This is a genomic window from Aureimonas sp. AU4, from assembly GCF_001463765.1.
GTDB lineage: Bacteria > Pseudomonadota > Alphaproteobacteria > Rhizobiales > Rhizobiaceae > Aureimonas.
The window spans coordinates 80,161-96,399 of record NZ_BBWK01000021.1; the positions used below are offsets into that span (position 1 = coordinate 80,161).

Annotated in this window: 15 protein-coding genes; 4 read left to right on the plus strand and 11 right to left on the minus strand. The window is 69.9% G+C overall.

Going from position 1 to position 16,239, the window contains the following annotated elements:
* Together AUL35_RS07690 and AUL35_RS07695 are read left to right on the plus strand one after the other, a co-directional pair.
* Positions 1-2,358, plus strand: coding sequence for a penicillin acylase family protein (locus AUL35_RS07690; protein ID WP_244493697.1), 2,358 nt, complete (start codon positions 1-3; stop codon positions 2,356-2,358).
* Positions 2,355-3,506, plus strand: a complete 1,152-nt coding sequence (locus tag AUL35_RS07695; protein ID WP_062013675.1) for a M20 family metallopeptidase — start codon at positions 2,355-2,357, stop codon at positions 3,504-3,506. The genes AUL35_RS07690 and AUL35_RS07695 overlap by 4 nt, the downstream gene beginning before the upstream one ends.
* Positions 3,507-3,526: 20 nt before the next feature.
* On the opposite strand, the gene AUL35_RS07700 is transcribed toward AUL35_RS07695, so the two are convergent.
* Entirely contained in the window at positions 3,527-4,069 is a 543-nt protein-coding gene (locus tag AUL35_RS07700; protein ID WP_062013676.1) for a sterol desaturase family protein, read from the minus strand.
* Between the two features lie 320 nt (positions 4,070-4,389).
* On the opposite strand from AUL35_RS07700, the gene AUL35_RS07705 reads away from it, so the two are divergent.
* The gene (locus AUL35_RS07705) at positions 4,390-5,712 is read left to right on the plus strand and encodes a glycosyltransferase (protein ID WP_062013678.1); all 1,323 of its coding nucleotides are present in this window, start codon (positions 4,390-4,392) and stop codon (positions 5,710-5,712) included.
* 23 nt (positions 5,713-5,735) lie between these two features.
* Complete coding sequence (locus tag AUL35_RS07710) at positions 5,736-6,566, plus strand: fatty acid desaturase (RefSeq protein ID WP_082666185.1); 831 nt, start codon at positions 5,736-5,738, stop codon at positions 6,564-6,566.
* Positions 6,567-6,617: 51 nt separating this feature from the next.
* On the opposite strand, the gene AUL35_RS07715 is transcribed toward AUL35_RS07710, so the two are convergent.
* From AUL35_RS07715 to AUL35_RS07760, 10 genes are all read right to left on the minus strand, one after another.
* A complete protein-coding gene (locus AUL35_RS07715; RefSeq protein WP_062013680.1) occupies positions 6,618-7,418 on the minus strand; it encodes a 3-methyl-2-oxobutanoate hydroxymethyltransferase in 801 nt (266 codons plus the stop codon).
* Positions 7,419-7,429: 11 nt separating this feature from the next.
* A complete protein-coding gene (locus AUL35_RS07720) occupies positions 7,430-8,665 on the minus strand; it encodes an NAD(P)/FAD-dependent oxidoreductase (RefSeq protein ID WP_062013682.1) in 1,236 nt (411 codons plus the stop codon).
* Between the two features lie 5 nt (positions 8,666-8,670).
* Positions 8,671-8,985, minus strand: a complete 315-nt coding sequence (locus AUL35_RS07725) for a MocE family 2Fe-2S type ferredoxin (protein WP_062013685.1) — start codon at positions 8,983-8,985, stop codon at positions 8,671-8,673.
* 27 nt (positions 8,986-9,012) lie between these two features.
* The gene (locus AUL35_RS07730) at positions 9,013-10,107 is read right to left on the minus strand and encodes a fatty acid desaturase family protein (RefSeq protein ID WP_062013690.1); all 1,095 of its coding nucleotides are present in this window, start codon (positions 10,105-10,107) and stop codon (positions 9,013-9,015) included.
* A gap of 9 nt (positions 10,108-10,116) precedes the next feature.
* A complete protein-coding gene (locus AUL35_RS07735; protein WP_062013692.1) occupies positions 10,117-11,304 on the minus strand; it encodes an aldose 1-epimerase family protein in 1,188 nt (395 codons plus the stop codon).
* Positions 11,305-11,309: 5 nt separating this feature from the next.
* On the minus strand, positions 11,310-12,134 hold the full coding sequence (locus tag AUL35_RS07740) for an ATP-binding cassette domain-containing protein (RefSeq protein WP_062013694.1): 825 nt from the start codon (positions 12,132-12,134) through the stop codon (positions 11,310-11,312).
* 3 nt (positions 12,135-12,137) lie between these two features.
* The gene (locus AUL35_RS07745) at positions 12,138-13,109 is read right to left on the minus strand and encodes an ABC transporter permease (RefSeq protein ID WP_062013696.1); all 972 of its coding nucleotides are present in this window, start codon (positions 13,107-13,109) and stop codon (positions 12,138-12,140) included.
* A 72-nt stretch (positions 13,110-13,181) separates the two neighbouring features.
* On the minus strand, positions 13,182-14,114 hold the full coding sequence (locus tag AUL35_RS07750; protein ID WP_062013698.1) for a substrate-binding domain-containing protein: 933 nt from the start codon (positions 14,112-14,114) through the stop codon (positions 13,182-13,184).
* Between the two features lie 81 nt (positions 14,115-14,195).
* Positions 14,196-15,110: a sugar phosphate isomerase/epimerase gene (locus AUL35_RS07755; protein ID WP_062013700.1), complete on the minus strand. Its 915-nt coding sequence runs from the start codon at positions 15,108-15,110 to the stop codon at positions 14,196-14,198.
* A complete protein-coding gene (locus AUL35_RS07760) occupies positions 15,107-16,237 on the minus strand; it encodes a Gfo/Idh/MocA family protein (RefSeq protein ID WP_062013702.1) in 1,131 nt (376 codons plus the stop codon). The genes AUL35_RS07755 and AUL35_RS07760 overlap by 4 nt, the downstream gene beginning before the upstream one ends.
* Between the last annotated feature and the right edge of the window lie 2 nt (positions 16,238-16,239).

The window sequence follows — 16,239 nt, forward strand, 5'->3', positions numbered from 1 at the left end:
GTGACCCGCACCACGACGGAAACCATCGCCCTTCCCGGCCTCTTGGCACCTGCCGAGATCCGCGTCGACCGCTGGGGCATTCCCCATATCCGCGCTTCCGGCGAGGCCGACCTCTTCTTCCTGCAGGGCTTCAACGCGGCGCGCGACCGGCTCTGGCAGATCGACCTGTGGCGCAAGCGCGGCCTCGGGCTGCTCGCCGCCGACTTCGGCCCGGGCTACCTCGCGCAGGACCACGCCGCCCGCCATTTTCTCTACCGGGGCGACATGGACGCGGAGTGGCGCAGCTATGCCGACGACACGAAGGTCATCTGCACGGCCTTCGCCGCCGGCGTGAACGCCTTCGTCGCCTTGTGCGAGCGCGAGCCCCATCGCCTGCCCCCAGAATTCGCGTTGTTCGGCACGAAGCCGTTGCGCTGGGAGCCGGCAGACGTCGTGCGCATCCGCTCGCACGCGCTGACGCGCAACGGCGTGTCCGAGATCCTGCGCGCCAACGTGATGGCGGCGGCGGATGCCGAGACCGACCTCATGCGGTTCGAGATCGATCCGCCGGTGAGCCCCCGATTTTCAGGCGGCGTCACGGCCGCCGACGTGCCGCTCGAATGCATCAGCCTGTTCAAGCTGGCGACCGCGCCCGTCACCTTCGAGCGCGAGCGCCTCGAGGCCACGCTCGCCGATGCCTGGGTCTGGACCGAGGTGACGGATCTCGGCGACATCGTCCGCCGCGCCGCCGAGGAGGGGTCCAACAACTGGGCCGTCCACCCGTCCCGCACGCGCAGCGGCCGGCCGATCCTCGCCAGCGACCCGCACCGCGCCCATGCCGTACCTTCCTTGCGCTATCTCGCCCACCTGGAAGCCCCGGGGCTGAACGTGATCGGCGCCGGCGAGCCGAGCGCACCCGGCCTCTCGATCGGCCACAACGAGACGCTGGCCTTCGGCCTGACGATCTTCGGCGCCGACCAGGAAGACGTCTGCGTCTACGAGACCCGGGAGGGAGATCCCAGGTTCTACCGCTATGGCGAGGGCTGGGAGGCGATCCGACGGATCGAGGAGCGCTTTGCCGTGCGCGGCTGCGACGACCAGCACCTCACCTTGTCCTTCACGCGCCATGGGCCGGTTCTGCACGAGGACACGGCGCGCCGCCGCGCGGTGGCGCTGCGCACCGTCTGGCTCCTGCCGGGCTCGGCCGCCTATCTCGGCAGCCTCTCCTACATGCGCGAGCCGACGACCCGAGGCTTCGCCGCCTCGCTCGGCCATTGGGGCACGCCTTCGGTCAACCACGTCGCGGCCGACACGGGCGGCGACATCGGCTGGTTCACCGCCGGCTTCACGCCGCGCCGCCGCAACTGGCACGGGCTCCTGCCGGTGCCGGGCGACGGCACGCACGAGTGGGACGGCTTCCTCGAGCCCGGGGAGCTGCCCCGCGCGCTCAACCCGGAGCGCGGCTTCGTGTTCTCGGCCAACGAGATGAACCTGCCGCCGGATCGCCCACGGGATGCGCCGACCATCGGCCACGAATGGGCCGACGCGAGCCGGGCGCGGCGGATCGAGAGCGTGCTGGAACAGGACGCGAGCCACACGGTCGAAGCCTCCATGGCGCTGCAGACCGACGTTCACTCGCGCCCCGCCGCGGTCCTTGTCCCGCTTCTCGAAGGGCTCCGACCAGCCGCGGGCGAGACGGCGCGCGCGATCGCGCTCCTTGCGGACTGGGACCATCAGCTGGAGGCGGACAGCGCGGCGGCCGCCCTGTTCGAGGTCTGGTGGATGAAGCACCTGCGGCCCGCCGTCCTCTCGCGCGCCGCCCCCGACCCCAAGGTGCGCAAGCTCCTTCTGCCGGGCGACTTCGACCGCATCCTGTCCAGCCTCGGGCGCGCCGGGCCGCTCTGGACGGTGCCCGAGCGCGATGCCCTTCTCCTTTCGACCCTTGCGGACGCCGTCGCGGAATGCGCGCGGCGCCTCGGGTCCGAGCCGGCCGAATGGCGCTGGGGCGCGCTGCACCGCGCCCTGTTCGAGCATGAGGCGAGCGGCGTGAAGGCCAGGCCCGACACGGCCTGGGACGTCGGCCCCCTGCCCGTCGGCGGCAGCCGCTCGACGCCCATGCATGCCGCCTACCGGCTCGACGACTTCGTGGTGACCGCAGGCGCCTCCGTGCGGCTCGTCATGGATGTCGGCGAGTGGGACGCCTCGGTCTGCATCAATGCGCCGGGCCAGTCGGGCGACCCCGCCTCGCCCCATTACGGCGACCTCGCCCCGCTCTGGTCGACGGGCGCCTTCGTGCCGCTTCTCTACAGCCGGACGCGGGTCGACGAGGCGACGCGGCACCTCATCCGCCTGGTGCCGGGCGAAGGAACGGTCGCATGAGCCTTGCCATCGATCCTTCGAGGGTCGACGAGGCGGGCCTCCTGCGGGAGTTGCGCGCCTTCGTCGAGATCGAGACGCCCAGCCGGAACGGCGAAGCCGTGAACCGGCTGGCCGACCACGTCGAAGCCCACGCACGGCGCGTCGGCCTCGATGTCGAGCGACGCGCGGGCACGTTGGGTTTCGGCGACATCCTCGTCCTGCGCACGCCGCGCCCGGTCGGCGGCAGCGTTCCGCGCATCCTGATCCTCGCCCATATCGACACCGTGCATGCGGTCGGCACGCTGGCCGGACGGCTGCCGCTCCGGCGCGAGGGCGACCGGCTCTACGGCCCCGGCGTCTACGACATGAAGAGCGGCGTCGCGATGGCGATCGAGGCGATGCGCTTGTGCCTGGCGCACGGCCCCTCGCACCCGGTCGACCTTCTGATCGTGCCCGACGAGGAGGTCGGCTCGCCGAGCTCGCGTCCTGCGATCGAGGCGCTGGCGCAAGGGGCGCTCGCCGCGCTGGTCGTCGAGCCGGCACGCGACGGCGGGAAGATCGTGACCGCGCGCAAGGGCGTCGGTCTTTGCGACATCACCGTGCGGGGCCGGGCCGCGCATGCGGGCGTCAGGCCGGCCGACGGACGCTCCGCCATCCGCGCCGCCGCCCGCCTCGTCCTGGAGCTGGAGGCGCTGAACGACACGGAGCGCGGCATCACGGTGACGGTCGGGACGATTGGGGGCGGCACGGGACGCAACACGGTTCCCGACGAGTGCCGGCTCCAGGTCGACCTCCGGCTGCCCGACATGACATCGGCAGAAGAGATTCTCAAGCGCATCCGGGCCCTGAGGCCCGTCGATCCCGACATCCGCTACGAGATCGCGGCCGCGCTCAACCGCCCGCCCTTCGCCAGCAGTGCCGCCGGCCTCGAAGTGTTCGACGAGGCCGCCCGCATCGCGGACGCGCTCGGCTTCCGTCTCGAGGGCGTCGCGACCGGTGGGGGATCGGACGGCAACTTCACCGCCGCCCTCGGCATCCCGACGCTCGACGGCCTCGGGGCCGACGGCGCGGGCGCCCATACGCTGGACGAGCATATCCTGCTTTCCAGCCTCGTGCCGCGAACCGCGCTCCTCGCCAATCTTCTCCTGCGGTTGCCCGGCGCGGTCTGATCGCGCGGCGCTCGCCGGATTCAGTCGCGGACCGGTGCGTGCGCGGAACCTTGCGCCGTCACGGAACGCTCGATGCGCTCGCGGTCCAGAACGCCCGAGCGGCGCAACTCGGCCTTCAGCTTGTCGATCGGCGGCGCGTAGAGGAAGCCGAACGACACGCAATGGTCGCGGCCCTCCACCGCATGGTGCAGCCGGTGCGCTTGGACGAGCCGCTTCGCATAGCCCTTGTGGGGGACGTATCGGAACGGCCAGCGCTGATGCACCAGCCCGTCGTGGGCGACGAAGTAGAGAAGCCCGTAGAGGGTGATGCCCCAGGCGATGGCCAGCAGCACCGGCGACAGGTAGTGGCCGAGAAAGAAGAGGCCGATCGCGAACACGCTGAACACCACGGCGTAGAGATCGTTCTTCTCGAACAGGCCCTCGGTCTCCTCGTGGTGGGACTGGTGCCAGCCCCATCCGCTTTGCCCGTGCATGACGAACTTGTGCATGCCCCAGGCGAACCCTTCCATGGCGACCACGGTCGCCAGAACGATCAGGGCGTAGAGAAGCATGTCGAGGGTCATGGCAGCTCTGATGGTTGGGTCGTCGGTCGGGACGCATCCCGCCGCGCCACGATATGGCAAGGCTGGACGCCCATGCCAAGCATAGCCCGCGCGCCCGATCCGCGCATGCCTCGAGTGGGCAACATCGCCCTGTCGTGAACGCAAGGGGTTGCCCGGCGCCTCGAACACCGGTGCAGGCGACGCTGGCGCCTTCCCGGCTCGAGCGGCGCCATGCGTAGCCGGGTGCGTTTGATCCGCATTCCCAACAGGGCCGGTGTCCCCTATTGCCTTGGTCCGGAGTCGCCGGCCTTCTCTCGGTCGAGGCGCAGGAACGTCGCCCATTGGCTCGCATCGCCGTCGTCTGCCCCGCCTTCTACAGTCATCTGCGCGTCTTCGAGGCGTTCGGCGAGCAGCTTCGGACCCTGGGACACCAGATGGTCTTCATGCTGCCCGAAGGCATGGAGACCATGGTTCACGGGCCCGGTTTCGAGGTGGTGGGCGTGCCGCTCCTGCCGGGCTACGATCCCGAAGCGGCCACCCGACGCGCCGCGCGCCCCCGGGGCATCATCGGTATCCTGCGGACCGTCGCCGACAGCGCGACCGTCACCGACGGGCTGTGCCGCAGCGGGCCGCGCATCCTGCGCGAGCTGGGGATCGACGCCATCGTCGGCGACGAGCTGGAGCCGGCGGCGGGTCTCCTCGCCCGTCACCTGCGCCTTCCCTTCGCCTCGATGGCGGTGGCCCTGCCGATCGAGCGAGACCCGTCCATGCCGCTTCCCTTCCTGGGCTGGCCCTACGACGCCACCGAGCGCGGCCTCAAACGCAATCGCGGCGGGGAACTCGTCGGCGGACTGCTGCTCGGACGCCAGCGACGGGTGATCCGTCGCTGGGCGCAGCAGTTCGGGCTTTCCGCGCTTCGCACAGACATCGACTGCCTGTCGGACAGGCTGCGAATCGCCCAGACGGTCGCCAGCTTCGACTTCCCGCGCCGGGCGGACACGCTGCTGCGGCCGGTCGGCCCGATCCGCTCGCAGACGCCACGTCCGGGTTCGGTCGCCTGCGTTCCCGACAAGGGTGCACGGCCCCTCGTCTTTGCGTCCCTCGGCACGCTCCAGGGCCATCGCTTCGAACTCTTCCGCATGATCGCGGAGGCCTGCCGGGATCTCGGCACGCAGCTTCTCATCGCCCATTGCGGCGGGCTCGACCCCTTGCAGGCCGCGCGTCTCGACGCCGAGCACGTCGTCGACTTCACGGACCAGCCGGCGATGCTGGAGAATGCCGACGTCTGCGTCACCCACGGGGGCCTGAACACCGTTCTCGACGCGCTGGCGACGCGGACACCCATGCTCGCGCTGCCGATCGCCTTCGACCAGCCGGGTGTGGGCGCGCGTATCCGCCATCACCGCGTCGGCGAGACCTTGGCAGCCGGACGGGCAACTCGAGCGGGCATTCGCCTGCGGCTCGAGCGGATTCTCGAAGGGCGGGACGCCTATCTTGCCGCGGCAGAGCCCATGCGCCACGACATCGCCCGCTCGAACGGCGCCCGAACCGCCGCCGGTCTCGTGGACGCCTTTCTGGCGCGGCGCGGCGACACGGTCGCGGTCCCTGCGCGGCCAGCCCTTGCGCCCACCGGCATAACGCCGCATGGCGCTGCTCCCGGCTAGGTCTTGGCGTAAGGTCGATCCCCATGGCAGATGTCACCGCCGCGCGCGGCCTCGATCCGACAATGGTTCCCGAACGCCGCAAACCGGGACAACCGAGGTTGCGCCCCTTTCAGTCCCTGATCGGACTGACGCTCGCGATCCTCGTGCTCGTCTCGTGGATCGCGATCCATGTCGGCGCGGTCTTCTTTCTCGACCTCGCCGCGTCCACCGCGCCGCTGGTTCCGGTCATCGTCGCGGTTCAGTGCTGGCTGACGGTCGGGCTCTTCATCGTCGCGCACGACGCCATGCACGGTTCGCTCGTTCCCGGCCGGCCGCGTGTGAACGCGGGCATCGGTACGTTCATCCTGACGATCTATGCCGGCTTCGCGTGGCGAAAGGTGCGCAACGCGCACATGGCCCATCACGACGCGCCGGGCACCGCCGCCGATCCCGACTTCTTCGCGGACGAGCCGGACCGGTTCTGGCCGTGGTACCGCACCTTCTTCGCGCGCTACTTCGGGCGACGTTCGATCCTGTTCGTCAGTACGGTGGTGACGATCTACATCCTGGTGCTCGGTGCCTCGGTCGCCAACGTCGTCCTGTTCTACGGCCTGCCCTCGCTCCTGTCCTCGCTGCAGCTCTTCTATTTCGGAACGTTCCGCCCCCATCGGCACGAGGAGAACGGCTTCAAGGATCGCCACAACGCCCGTTCCAACGAGTTCGGCTACCTCGCATCCCTCTTCACCTGCTTCCACTTCGGCTATCACCACGAGCATCACGACCAGCCCTGGGTTCCCTGGTGGGGACTTCCGGCGCAGTGGCGCCTGAACCGGACGTTCGCGGCGGCCGGGCGGTCGGCGTCCCGCATTTCGTGAGCCCTCGTCGGCGCGCCCCCGGCCCGCGCGACCGGGGCGCTTCGGCAGCGCTCAGCGGGAATCGATGAGACGCAGGAACTCCGTCAGCTCGGCTTCGTCCATGCGCACGAGATGCCGCTCCTCCGGAAAGGCCCCGCTGCGGACGTCGGCGGCGAATTCGCGGAAGGCTGCGACGCGCTCGGATTGCAGGCGCTCGTACTCGGTGGCGAAGTCGCGATAGACCTTGGAATGACGGGGCACGCGGCTGCGGTTTTCGCCGAGCACGTCCTCGGCGAAGAGATACTGCGCGTCGCATCCCGTGCCGGCCCCCATGGAAAGAAGGAGAAGCGAGGTGCGCTGCGAGATGGCACCCGCGACCTCGGCCGGCACGACCTCGATCTCGGCGCCGACGGCGCCGGCCGCTTCCAGCTCGCGCACGGCTTGCAGGATCGCGCTCGCGCTCTCGGCCGTCTTGCCGACCGCGCGCCAGCCGCCGGTCCAGGTCCGGCGCGACGGAATGAGGCCGACATGGCCGATCACGGGCACGGCCTCGTCGGCCATGCGCCGGATGGTGGCGACGCTGGCGCTGCAGTAGACGGCGTCGGCAGTGGCCTTGAGCATGCGGAACGACCAGCGCACGAAGTCGTCGGCGGTGCCGATCTCGAAGAAGTTCTCGCCGGGCATGGTGAAGAGGCCGGGGGCGGCGTCGCGATAGCGGGGGTCGAGAAGAAGGTCAGGCGGCACCGACACGATGTCGATCTCCGCCCGCTCGGCGGCCTCCGCCTCCTCGAGCGTGACGACGCGCAGCATGGTGAGCTGGCGCCGGCCCTTCAGGGCCCGCAGGTCGGCGACGGTCGGTCTCGTGCGGCTCATGCGGGGGATCCTCAGGCGGCCAGAAGCGTCTTGAGCTTGGTCTCGGGCGCCGCCAGCGCGGCGGGCGGGGGCGCGGCACGCCGCGCGATCAGCATCTCGGCCAGGCGGATGTCACGGGCCACTACGTTGCCGACGCCGATGCCGCTGGCGGCGACCAGGCGCCCGTCGCCGTCCAGATGGAACAAGATGAAGCCGTCCTCACCCACCGGCCGGCGCACGGTCTCGCTCGCCTCGTCGGACAGCCCGGCGATCTGGAGCGTCGCGTCGAACTGGTCCGACCAGAACCAGGGCACGAAGGCATGAGCCTCGCGGCGGCCCAGCATGTTGCGGGCGGCGAGCGCGCCCTGCTCCTGCGCGTTGCGCCAGGCCTCCAGGCGCACGCGGCGGCCGCCGTAGAGCGCGAGCGGGAAGCTGCAGCAGTCGCCCGCCGCGAGGATCGCGGGATCGTCGGTGCGCAAATGATCGTCCACGAGGATGCCGTTGTCGCAAGCCAGGCCCGCAGCCTCTGCGAGTTCGGTATGGGGCACGGCACCGACGCCGATCACCGCAAGGCCGCATTCGAGCCGCGTGCCGTCGCCGAGCTCCAGCGCGACGCCGTCCGGCGTATCCGCCACCGCGGCGATCGTCGCGCCCGTCAGCACCCGCACGCCGTGCCGGCGATGCAGCGCAAGGACGTGTTCGGACATATCCTGCGGAACGGCGCGCGCCAGAAGCCGGGACTGGGCCTCGATCACGGTGACGTCGAGGCCACGCCCGCGCGCGGCCGCCGCCAGCTCCAGGCCGACGAAGCCACCTCCCACGATCGCGACCGACGAGACGGCGCCGAGCCGCGAGGCGAGCTTCGTCGCGTCGTCGTGGGTGCGCAGGTAAAGGGCGTGGGCGATCCCGTCCGCGAGCGGCAGGCGACGGGGCCGCGCGCCGGTTGCCAGAAGCAGGGTCTCGTAGGAGAGGCGGGTGCCGTCCGCGAGGCACACGCGGCGGGCGGCACGATCGATCGAGGCGACGGGCTGCGACAACAGGAGATGGATGCCGGCCTCGCGGAAGCGCGCGGGCTCGGCGATCGGCTTGGGCGCCGCGGCCATGCCGCCCGGCGCCAGGCGCTCCTTCGACAAGGGCGGTCGTTCGTAGGGCGGATGCGGCTCGTCGCCGACCAGCGTCACCGGGCCGTCGTACCCCTCCTCGCGCAACGCGAAGGCGGCCCGCGCTCCGCACTCTCCCGCCCCCACGATCACCATCCCGGCCGACATCGCGTTCAGCCCAGGTCGATCAGGACGCGGCCGCCCTCGACGCGTACCGGGTAGGTCTTGAGATCGACGCAGATCGGCGCGCCCCGGCCCTGCCCCGTCTTGTAGTTGAAGCGGCCGTTGTGCTTGGGGCACTCGATCACGTCGTCCATGACGAGCCCGTCGGCCAGATGCACGCGCTCGTGCGTGCAGAGCCCGTCGGTCGCGAAATACTGGTCGTCCGGCGACCGGTAGATCGCAAAGGTCCGCCCGTCGTGGTCGAAGCGGATCACGTCCTCCTCGTCCACGTCGTCGGTGGCGCAGGCGTCGACCCAGGTGGTCATGCGTGGGGTTCCTTTCGAGCCGGGCGGCTATTCGGCGGCGGCAAGCGTCGGCATGTCGTGGAACTCGCCGCGATAGGGGCGCGCGGAGGCAGGCAGGTCGCGCCGGAGGAAGTGGTCCTCGTAGCGCAGCTGCCGGAGCACCACGGGCCAGACCTCCCGGTAGGCGTGCCACATGGACGGGTTGGGCTCGGGCAGGTCGTGCCGGATCAGCGCATGCAGCTCGGGCAGCGCGTGGTAGGGCACCATCGGGAACATGTGGTGCTCCACGTGGTAGTTCATGTTCCAGTAGATGAACCGGCTGACCGGGTTCATGTAGACCGTGCGGGTGTTCAGCCGGTGGTCGGTCACGTCGTCGGCGAGGCCGATGTGCTGGAGAAGGCCCGTCAGCACCATGTGCCAGCTGCCGTAGAGGCGCGGCAGGCCGACCAGCACCAGCGGCAACCAGGATCGAAGGGCGATCGCGAGCGCGAGCGTGGCCGCGTAGATCGCGACGTGCCAGCGGGCCGCCACGACGGCGCGACGGTGCTCGCTTTCGGGCACGTAGCTCCGCTCCTCGGCGTCGAGGCCCCGGAACGCCTGCCGCACGAGGCCCGGCAGGGCGTAGCGGAAGTCGAGCAAGCCCGTGAACATCAGCGCCGCACGCAGAAGATCCGGCGGGCGCATGATGGCGATCTCGGCGTCGCGGCCGACGATGATCGTGTCGGTGTGGTGGCGCGCGTGGCTCCAGCGCCAGGTCACGGGGTTTCGCATCAGCATGAAGGACGCGATCTGGTAGACCCAGTCGTTCATCCAGCGCGTGCGGAAGGCCGTGCCGTGGCCGCACTCGTGCCAGCGCGAGTCCGAGGCCGAACCGTAGAGGACGCCGTAGACAAGGAGAAACGGCACGCACCACCACGTGCCCCAGAGCGCTATGATGCCGGCCGCCGAGGCCAGGAGCAGGCCCAGCCAGAGAACCGTGTCGCGGATCGCCGGTCCGTCGCGGCGCTGCATCAGCGCCTTCATGGTCTTGCGCGGCACGTCGGTGTGGTACCACTCGGCCGAGGCGAGACCCGTCTCGACCGCCCGTCGTCCGCTCTCGCCCGTCAGGCTGTAGTCGCGCTTTCTCAGCGTTTCGCCGGTCATGGCGTCCTCCTATCTCCTGCCCTTTTCGCGCAGCGGCGCGAAGCGGCTTGAGGGTTCCGCGAAGCCGTCCTGCGGCGCCTTCGCGATCGCATCGATGCGCGCCTCGGCGCTCCCGATCGCTTCCGGCCCGTCGAGCACGCGGAAGGCGGCATCGTAGCGCCGCTCCTCGCCGTGCTCGAGCCAGATCATCTCGCCGCGCTCGCGCGCCGCGAGGTCGCCAAGCACATGGTGGGTCGAGGGCTCGATCCCGACCGCGTACATGCCCGACTGGAAGTTCTGCCACTCGTAGAAGCAGGGCAGCTGGTTCTTGCGCGTCACGACCTCGAAGCCGAGGCCGAGGCGGTCGTTGACGAGCGCGACCGGCACCTCGCCTTCGTCGTCGACACCCAGCTCGTGCTGCCAGACCTGCTCGCGGAACGGGGCGGCCGGCGCCCCCATCCGGTTCCAGCCGACCCCTTGCGCCCGGTAGCGCTCGCCCGCATGCGAGGCCCACACGACGTCCCGCACCGGCGCCAGATAGCGCGCTCCCTCGTCGAGCAGCGGATAGCCGAGATTGACGTGGTAGAAGAACATGTGCGGCGTCGGGTTGAAGCCGTGGTTCACGACGCGGTCGCGGATGCGGATCTCGATGCCGCCGAGATCGGCCTCGATGCGGCGGTGGAGGTGAAGGTCCTCGCCGAAGTTGGTGGACTGGCGCACCACGCCTTCCGCCCAGAGAACGCAGTGCTCCCCGTCCCAGGTCTCGCCGTAGCCCGACAGCGTCGCGGGGATCGTGCCGACGCGCCCGTGCAGCGAGTGGCGCACGGTCCGCCGGCCGGGATAGTTGTAGTTCGAGGCGTCCACCGTCTGCGGCACGCCGGTATGGTCGAGGCCGCAGGTGACGAGGAGCCCCGAGAAGGAGCGCGTGAAGGCGAGCCCCTCCTCTCCCTCGTAGTCGTGCAGGGCCGGATGGCGGAAGCCGGAGGGCGAATGCCAGGCGATGCCCTGCCCCTTGTACTCGCAGTCCGCGATGTCGAGCGCGCGGTCGATGAGGGCCGTGAAGCGGAGCCCCGAGCCGGTGCGGAACTCCAGGATGCGGATGCCGCGCTCGGTTCCGTCGGCGAGCTCCATCAGCCGCACGCCCGCGACCTGCGAGAGCAGGCCCATGCGCTCGCGCAGGTCGCGGCGGGTGAGCCGGGTGCCGTAGAGCTCGGCCATGGCCGTCAGGCTCCCTCGTGCCCGGCGAGGGCCGGCACGGGATCGACGGCGCCGGGACGCTCGATCGCGGCGCGCAGCTCGTGGTCCGACATGCCGGTGATGACCTCCTCGACCTTCTCGACCGTGGTGGTGCGCGGGTCGATGTCGTCGGCCACCACCCGCCCCTGGCGCATCACGACGATCCGGTCGACGACCTGGAAGACGTGGTGGATGTTGTGGGCGATGAAGATGCAGGAGTGTCCGGTGTCGCGGGCGTTGCGCACGAAGCGCAGGACCCCTTGCGTCTCGGCGACGCCCAGGTTGTTGGTGGGCTCGTCGAGGATGATCAGGTCGCTGTGGAAGTGCATGGCGCGCGCGATCGCCACGGCCTGGCGCTCGCCGCCCGACAACGAGCCGATGGGCGTGCTCGGCGGGATGTTCTTGGTGATGCCGACGCGCCGCAGGAGGTCGCGCGCCACCGTCTCCATCGCCTCGTGGTCCATGCGGTTGAGGAAGCGCGGGCCCCGGATCGGCTCGCGCCCCAGAAACAGGTTGCGGGTGATCGAGAGTTGGGGAACGAGCGCCGAGTCCTGGTAGATCGTCTCGATGCCGTTGCGGATGGCGTCGCGCGTCGAGCGGATGTCCACCTTCTCGCCGCGGATCGAGATGTCGCCGGACGTCGGGCGCACGGCGCCCGACAGGATCTTGATGAGCGTCGACTTGCCCGCGCCGTTGTCGCCGAGAAGCCCGACGATCTCGTTGGGGAAGACCCGGAACGTCACGCCGTCGAGCGCGCGCACGCGCCCGTAGGACTTGGCGATCCGATCCATGAGGACGAGTTCGCGCGCCATGGGTCAGGTTCCCGTCTGGTGGCGGCGCTCCAGGCCCGCGTGGAGGGCCATCATGGCCAGGATGATGGCGCCGATGAAGATGTTGTAGGCAAGGCCCGGCACGCCCACCATGACGATGCCGTTGCGCATGATGCGCAGGATGAAGATGCCGATGACGGTGCCCAGGATCGTGCCGCGCCCCCCGGTCAGCGCGGTGCCGCCGATCACCACCATCGCGATCACCTCCAGCTCGTAGCCGGTGCCGCTGTTGGGGTTGGCGGCCGAAGTGCGGATCGAGCTGATGATGCCGGCGAGCGCGGCGAGCCCCGAGGACAGGACGAAGAGCGCGACCTTGGTGCGGTCGACGTCGACGCCGCGCGCGCGCGCAGCATTCGGGTTGCCGCCCGAGGCCTGGATCCAGTTGCCGGCCTTCGTGCGGTTCAGCGTGTAGCCGAGGATGAGCGCGGCGGCCGCGAACCACAGGAGCGACATGTAGATGCGGAACGGCCCGACGTAGAAGTCGCCGACGAGAACCTGCGCCAGCCACAGGTCGCCCGCGTTCCAGGTGCGCTGGGGAAAGCCGTCGGTGATGAACAGCGCGGTGCCGCGCGCCACCAGGAGCATGCCGAGCGTCACCAGGAAGGACGGAATCTTGATGCGCGTGACGAAGAGCCCGTTCACGAGGCCGATCGCGGCGGCCAGCGCCATGGCCGCCACGAAGGACACTTCGAGCGGCAGCGAGCCGGCATTGTAGAGCGTCCACATCACGACGGGCGAAAGGCCGAAGACCGAGCCGACCGACAGGTCGAACTCGCCCGACGTCATCAGGAGCGTCATGCCGAGCGCCACCAGTCCGAGCTCCACCGAGAAGGCGAGAGTGTTGGAGATGTTGAGCGGCGACAGGAACTGCGGGTTGATCGCGGTGAAGACGACGAGCTCCACCAGGAGCAGGACGAGCGGTCCGAATTCGGGCTTGGCGGTCAGGCGCTGGAGCATGGTCGACCTTGGCGCGGAGGGCGGGGACTTCGGGCGGCCGCGGGACAGGCGCCCCGCGGCCGCTGGTGGCGGCTAGTTGCCTTCCATGACCTTGGCGTAGACGCCGGCTCCGTCCTTCTCGTAGAGGGCGCCGGTCGTGACGTTGAAGGCGGGCGGGATGCCGTCGGAGGCCATCAGGGCCAGGCTCAGCGCGACGAAGCTCGTCGCCTGCGGGTCCTGCCACTGGGCGGCGTTGACGTAGCCCTCCTGAACCTCGGCCGTCGTGTCGAGCGAGTTGCCCCAGCCGACCGCCGGGATTTCGCCGGCCTTGACGCCGACCTGGTCGAAGACGCGCTTGATCGAGGCGGTGGCGAGGTCGCCGAGGCCGATGATGCCCTTGATGCGCTCGCGGTTGGCCGAGAGGTAGTCGCTCATGCGGGTGATCACCTCGGCCTGGTCGAGCGTCGTCTCGGTGATCTCGTATGTGATGCCGAGCGGCTCGAAGACCTGCTTGATGCCCTTCTCCTCTTCGACGCCGTAGCTCGCGCCCGGCACCTCGACGGGCATCCAGACGAAGTCGCCCTTCTTCACGAGGCCCTTGTCCACCAGATACTGCGCCCAGCCGCGACCGACCGAGACGAGGTCGGTGCCGACATAGGCCTGGAAGTTGGCGGCGGGGTCGGGCGTGTTGAAGTTGATGAGCGGGATGCCCGCGGCCTTGGCCTCCTTGACGATCTCGACGAGGCTGCCGGGATCGGGGCTGGTGGTGACGATGGCGTCGGCCTTGGCGGCGATGGCGGTGCGCAGCGCCTCCTGCTGCGAGGGCACGTCGCCGTTGTGGAACGACGTGTTGACCGTGTTGCCGGTGGACTTCGCCCAGGTCTCGGCGCCCTGCAGGAAGTAGGTCCAGACCGGATCGGCCGGGCCGCCGTGCGAGATCCAGTAGAGCGTCTTGGCATGGGCCAGCGCGGGGCTGGCCAGCGCGAGCAGGATCGCGCCAAGCATGAGTTGCAGTCTCTTGAGCATCGCTCTCACCTCCCTTGAGGCCCTTTTCGGTTTTCGTGCCACCGGCCGGGCCCGGTCCGGCGGCTTATGGGATGCGTCGTCTCAGAGCCCGTGCGCGACGAACTTCTCGTCCAGGAAGCGCTTGGCGCGCGGCACGTCCGCCTCGTCGAGATGCTCGATGATGACGGGGATGTTGGGGTGCTTCTCGGACAGGCGCCTGAGGTAGAGGTCGTAGTTGAGCGCACCCGTTCCCGGCGCGTTGAGCACGATCTCGCCGACGCCCCGGAACGTGTGCGAGGCGAGCGCGTCGTCGTCGCCGATGTCGGCGTGCTTTTCCGACTTGTCGTCGCCCGCGCGCGCCACGTCCTTGGCGTGGGCAATGTGGATCTTGTCGCCCAGCGTGTCGAAGACCTGGTTCAGGACCCGGTCCATGTCGTCGATGTTGTGGCTCTCGAAGTAGTTGGTCGGGTCCATCAGGAGCCCGAGGCCTGGATGGTCGACCTGCGCGAACATGCGCACCGTCTCCTCGACCGAGCCCACCACGTTGTTGACGTAGGTCTCGAGCAGGAACATCGCGCCGTGGTCGTAGGCCTCGCGCGCCAACTCGGCGATCACGGCGCGGCAGGTCTCGAAGCCCTCCTCGGTGCGGTTCTTCGGGTCGCTCATCCACTCGGATTCGGTGTTGTAGGTCCCGGTCTCGGAGATGACGTAGCGGCTGCCCAGAGCCCGCGCGTTGCGGATGATCTCCTTCAGCCGCTCCACGTTGGCGCGCCTGTGGTCGGGGTCGGGATGGATGATGTTGGTGTAGCCCGAGATCGCTGAGATCGGCAGGTCGTGGGCGCGGAACGTGTCGCGCACCCGCTTGCAGTTGTCCTTGCCGAGCTTGCCCGCCCCGAGGTCGACGTCCTTGAAGTGGAGGTCGAGCTGCACGGTGTTGAAGCCGTGGCCGCGGATCCGGCTCGCCGTCTCCTCCAGGCCATAGGGAAAATAGGCGGTGAAGATGCCGCTCTGCATCATGGTCTGTGGTCTCCCCCCTCGGGCCTCGCGCCCGCTTCGATCTCGGACAGGCGCACGGTCCGCCGCTCGCTCATGGAGCGGTAGCCGGCCTCCACCAGCGCCATGGTTCGCACGTTGTCCTCCACCGGCAGGGCGAGCGGCGCGCCGGTGGCGACCGCGTGCTGGACCTGCTCCATCACGCCCGCGAAGGCCTGTGGGAACCACATCGTGTTCCAGCTCGGCTCCACCCACTCGCCGCCGGTGGCGTGCACTGAAGCGTAGGCGAGCGTCGAGGGCGCGCCCGTCGGCCAGCCGATCGTGCCGCGCGCCGTGCCCGCCGTTCCCTCGACGCGCCAGCGAATGTGCTGGTCGTCGCGGTAGCCCTCTTGGCGGGGCCCCGACCAGACGTCCTCCAGCGACACCGCGAGCAGCCCCGAAGGAAAGCGCAGCGTCGAGACGGTGATGCCGTCGGTGTGCTCGAAGCGCGTGCGCGGGTCGCGCCGCGCCTGCGTCGTGATCTCGTCGGGGTCGCCGAACAGGAAGCGCAGCGCATCGAGATGATGGACGCTCATGTTGGCGAGCGTCAGCCGGTCGTAGTCCTCGAGGAACGGCTGCCAGTGCGGGATCGCATGCATGTCGATCTGCGCGAAGACGACCTCGCCGAGGTCGCCCCGGTCGAGGATCTGCTTGAGCACGCGCATCGACTGGTCGTAGCGCATATTCTGGTTGACCGAGAGGAGCTTGCCGGCCGCCCTCGCCTCGTCGGCCAGGCGCCGCGCTTCATCCAGCGAAAGCGCCAGCGGCTTCTGCGCCAGGATCGCCCGCACGTGCGGCTGGCGCAGCGCGTGGCGGATCAGGTCGGGCTGTCGGTCGGGCGGAAAGGCGAGGTCGACGATCTCGACGTCCTGATCCTCGATCAGGGCCTCCGGCGTGTCGTGGACGCGGCCGATCCCCCAGCGCTCGGCCACGGCCTCGGCCCGCGAGCGGGTGCGCGAGGCGATGGCGACCACGGGAAAGCCGGCCTCGGCATAGGCGGCGAGGTGGCATTCCGCCATGATCATGCCGGCGCCGATGCAGCCGATGCGCCGGTCGCGCGTGCGTATCTCGACGTCCGGCTCGAAGCCCCTCGCGCCTGCGCCCTGCGCCATCC

Bases quoted from the DNA above. Each gene is read 5' to 3' on its own strand.
- AUL35_RS07695 (WP_062013675.1), top strand. From the start codon at position 2,355: ATGAGCCTTGCCATCGATCCTTCGAGGGTCGACGAGGCGGGCCTCCTG.
- AUL35_RS07700 (WP_062013676.1), bottom strand. From the start codon at position 4,069: ATGACCCTCGACATGCTTCTCTACGCCCTGATCGTTCTGGCGACCGTG.
- AUL35_RS07710 (WP_082666185.1), top strand. From the start codon at position 5,736: ATGGCAGATGTCACCGCCGCGCGCGGCCTCGATCCGACAATGGTTCCC.
- AUL35_RS07715 (WP_062013680.1), bottom strand. From the start codon at position 7,418: ATGAGCCGCACGAGACCGACCGTCGCCGACCTGCGGGCCCTGAAGGGC.
- AUL35_RS07720 (WP_062013682.1), bottom strand. From the start codon at position 8,665: ATGTCGGCCGGGATGGTGATCGTGGGGGCGGGAGAGTGCGGAGCGCGG.
- AUL35_RS07725 (WP_062013685.1), bottom strand. From the start codon at position 8,985: ATGACCACCTGGGTCGACGCCTGCGCCACCGACGACGTGGACGAGGAG.
- AUL35_RS07730 (WP_062013690.1), bottom strand. From the start codon at position 10,107: ATGACCGGCGAAACGCTGAGAAAGCGCGACTACAGCCTGACGGGCGAG.
- AUL35_RS07735 (WP_062013692.1), bottom strand. From the start codon at position 11,304: ATGGCCGAGCTCTACGGCACCCGGCTCACCCGCCGCGACCTGCGCGAG.
- AUL35_RS07740 (WP_062013694.1), bottom strand. From the start codon at position 12,134: ATGGCGCGCGAACTCGTCCTCATGGATCGGATCGCCAAGTCCTACGGG.
- AUL35_RS07745 (WP_062013696.1), bottom strand. From the start codon at position 13,109: ATGCTCCAGCGCCTGACCGCCAAGCCCGAATTCGGACCGCTCGTCCTG.
- AUL35_RS07750 (WP_062013698.1), bottom strand. From the start codon at position 14,114: ATGCTCAAGAGACTGCAACTCATGCTTGGCGCGATCCTGCTCGCGCTG.
- AUL35_RS07755 (WP_062013700.1), bottom strand. From the start codon at position 15,110: ATGATGCAGAGCGGCATCTTCACCGCCTATTTTCCCTATGGCCTGGAG.
- AUL35_RS07760 (WP_062013702.1), bottom strand. From the start codon at position 16,237: ATGGCGCAGGGCGCAGGCGCGAGGGGCTTCGAGCCGGACGTCGAGATA.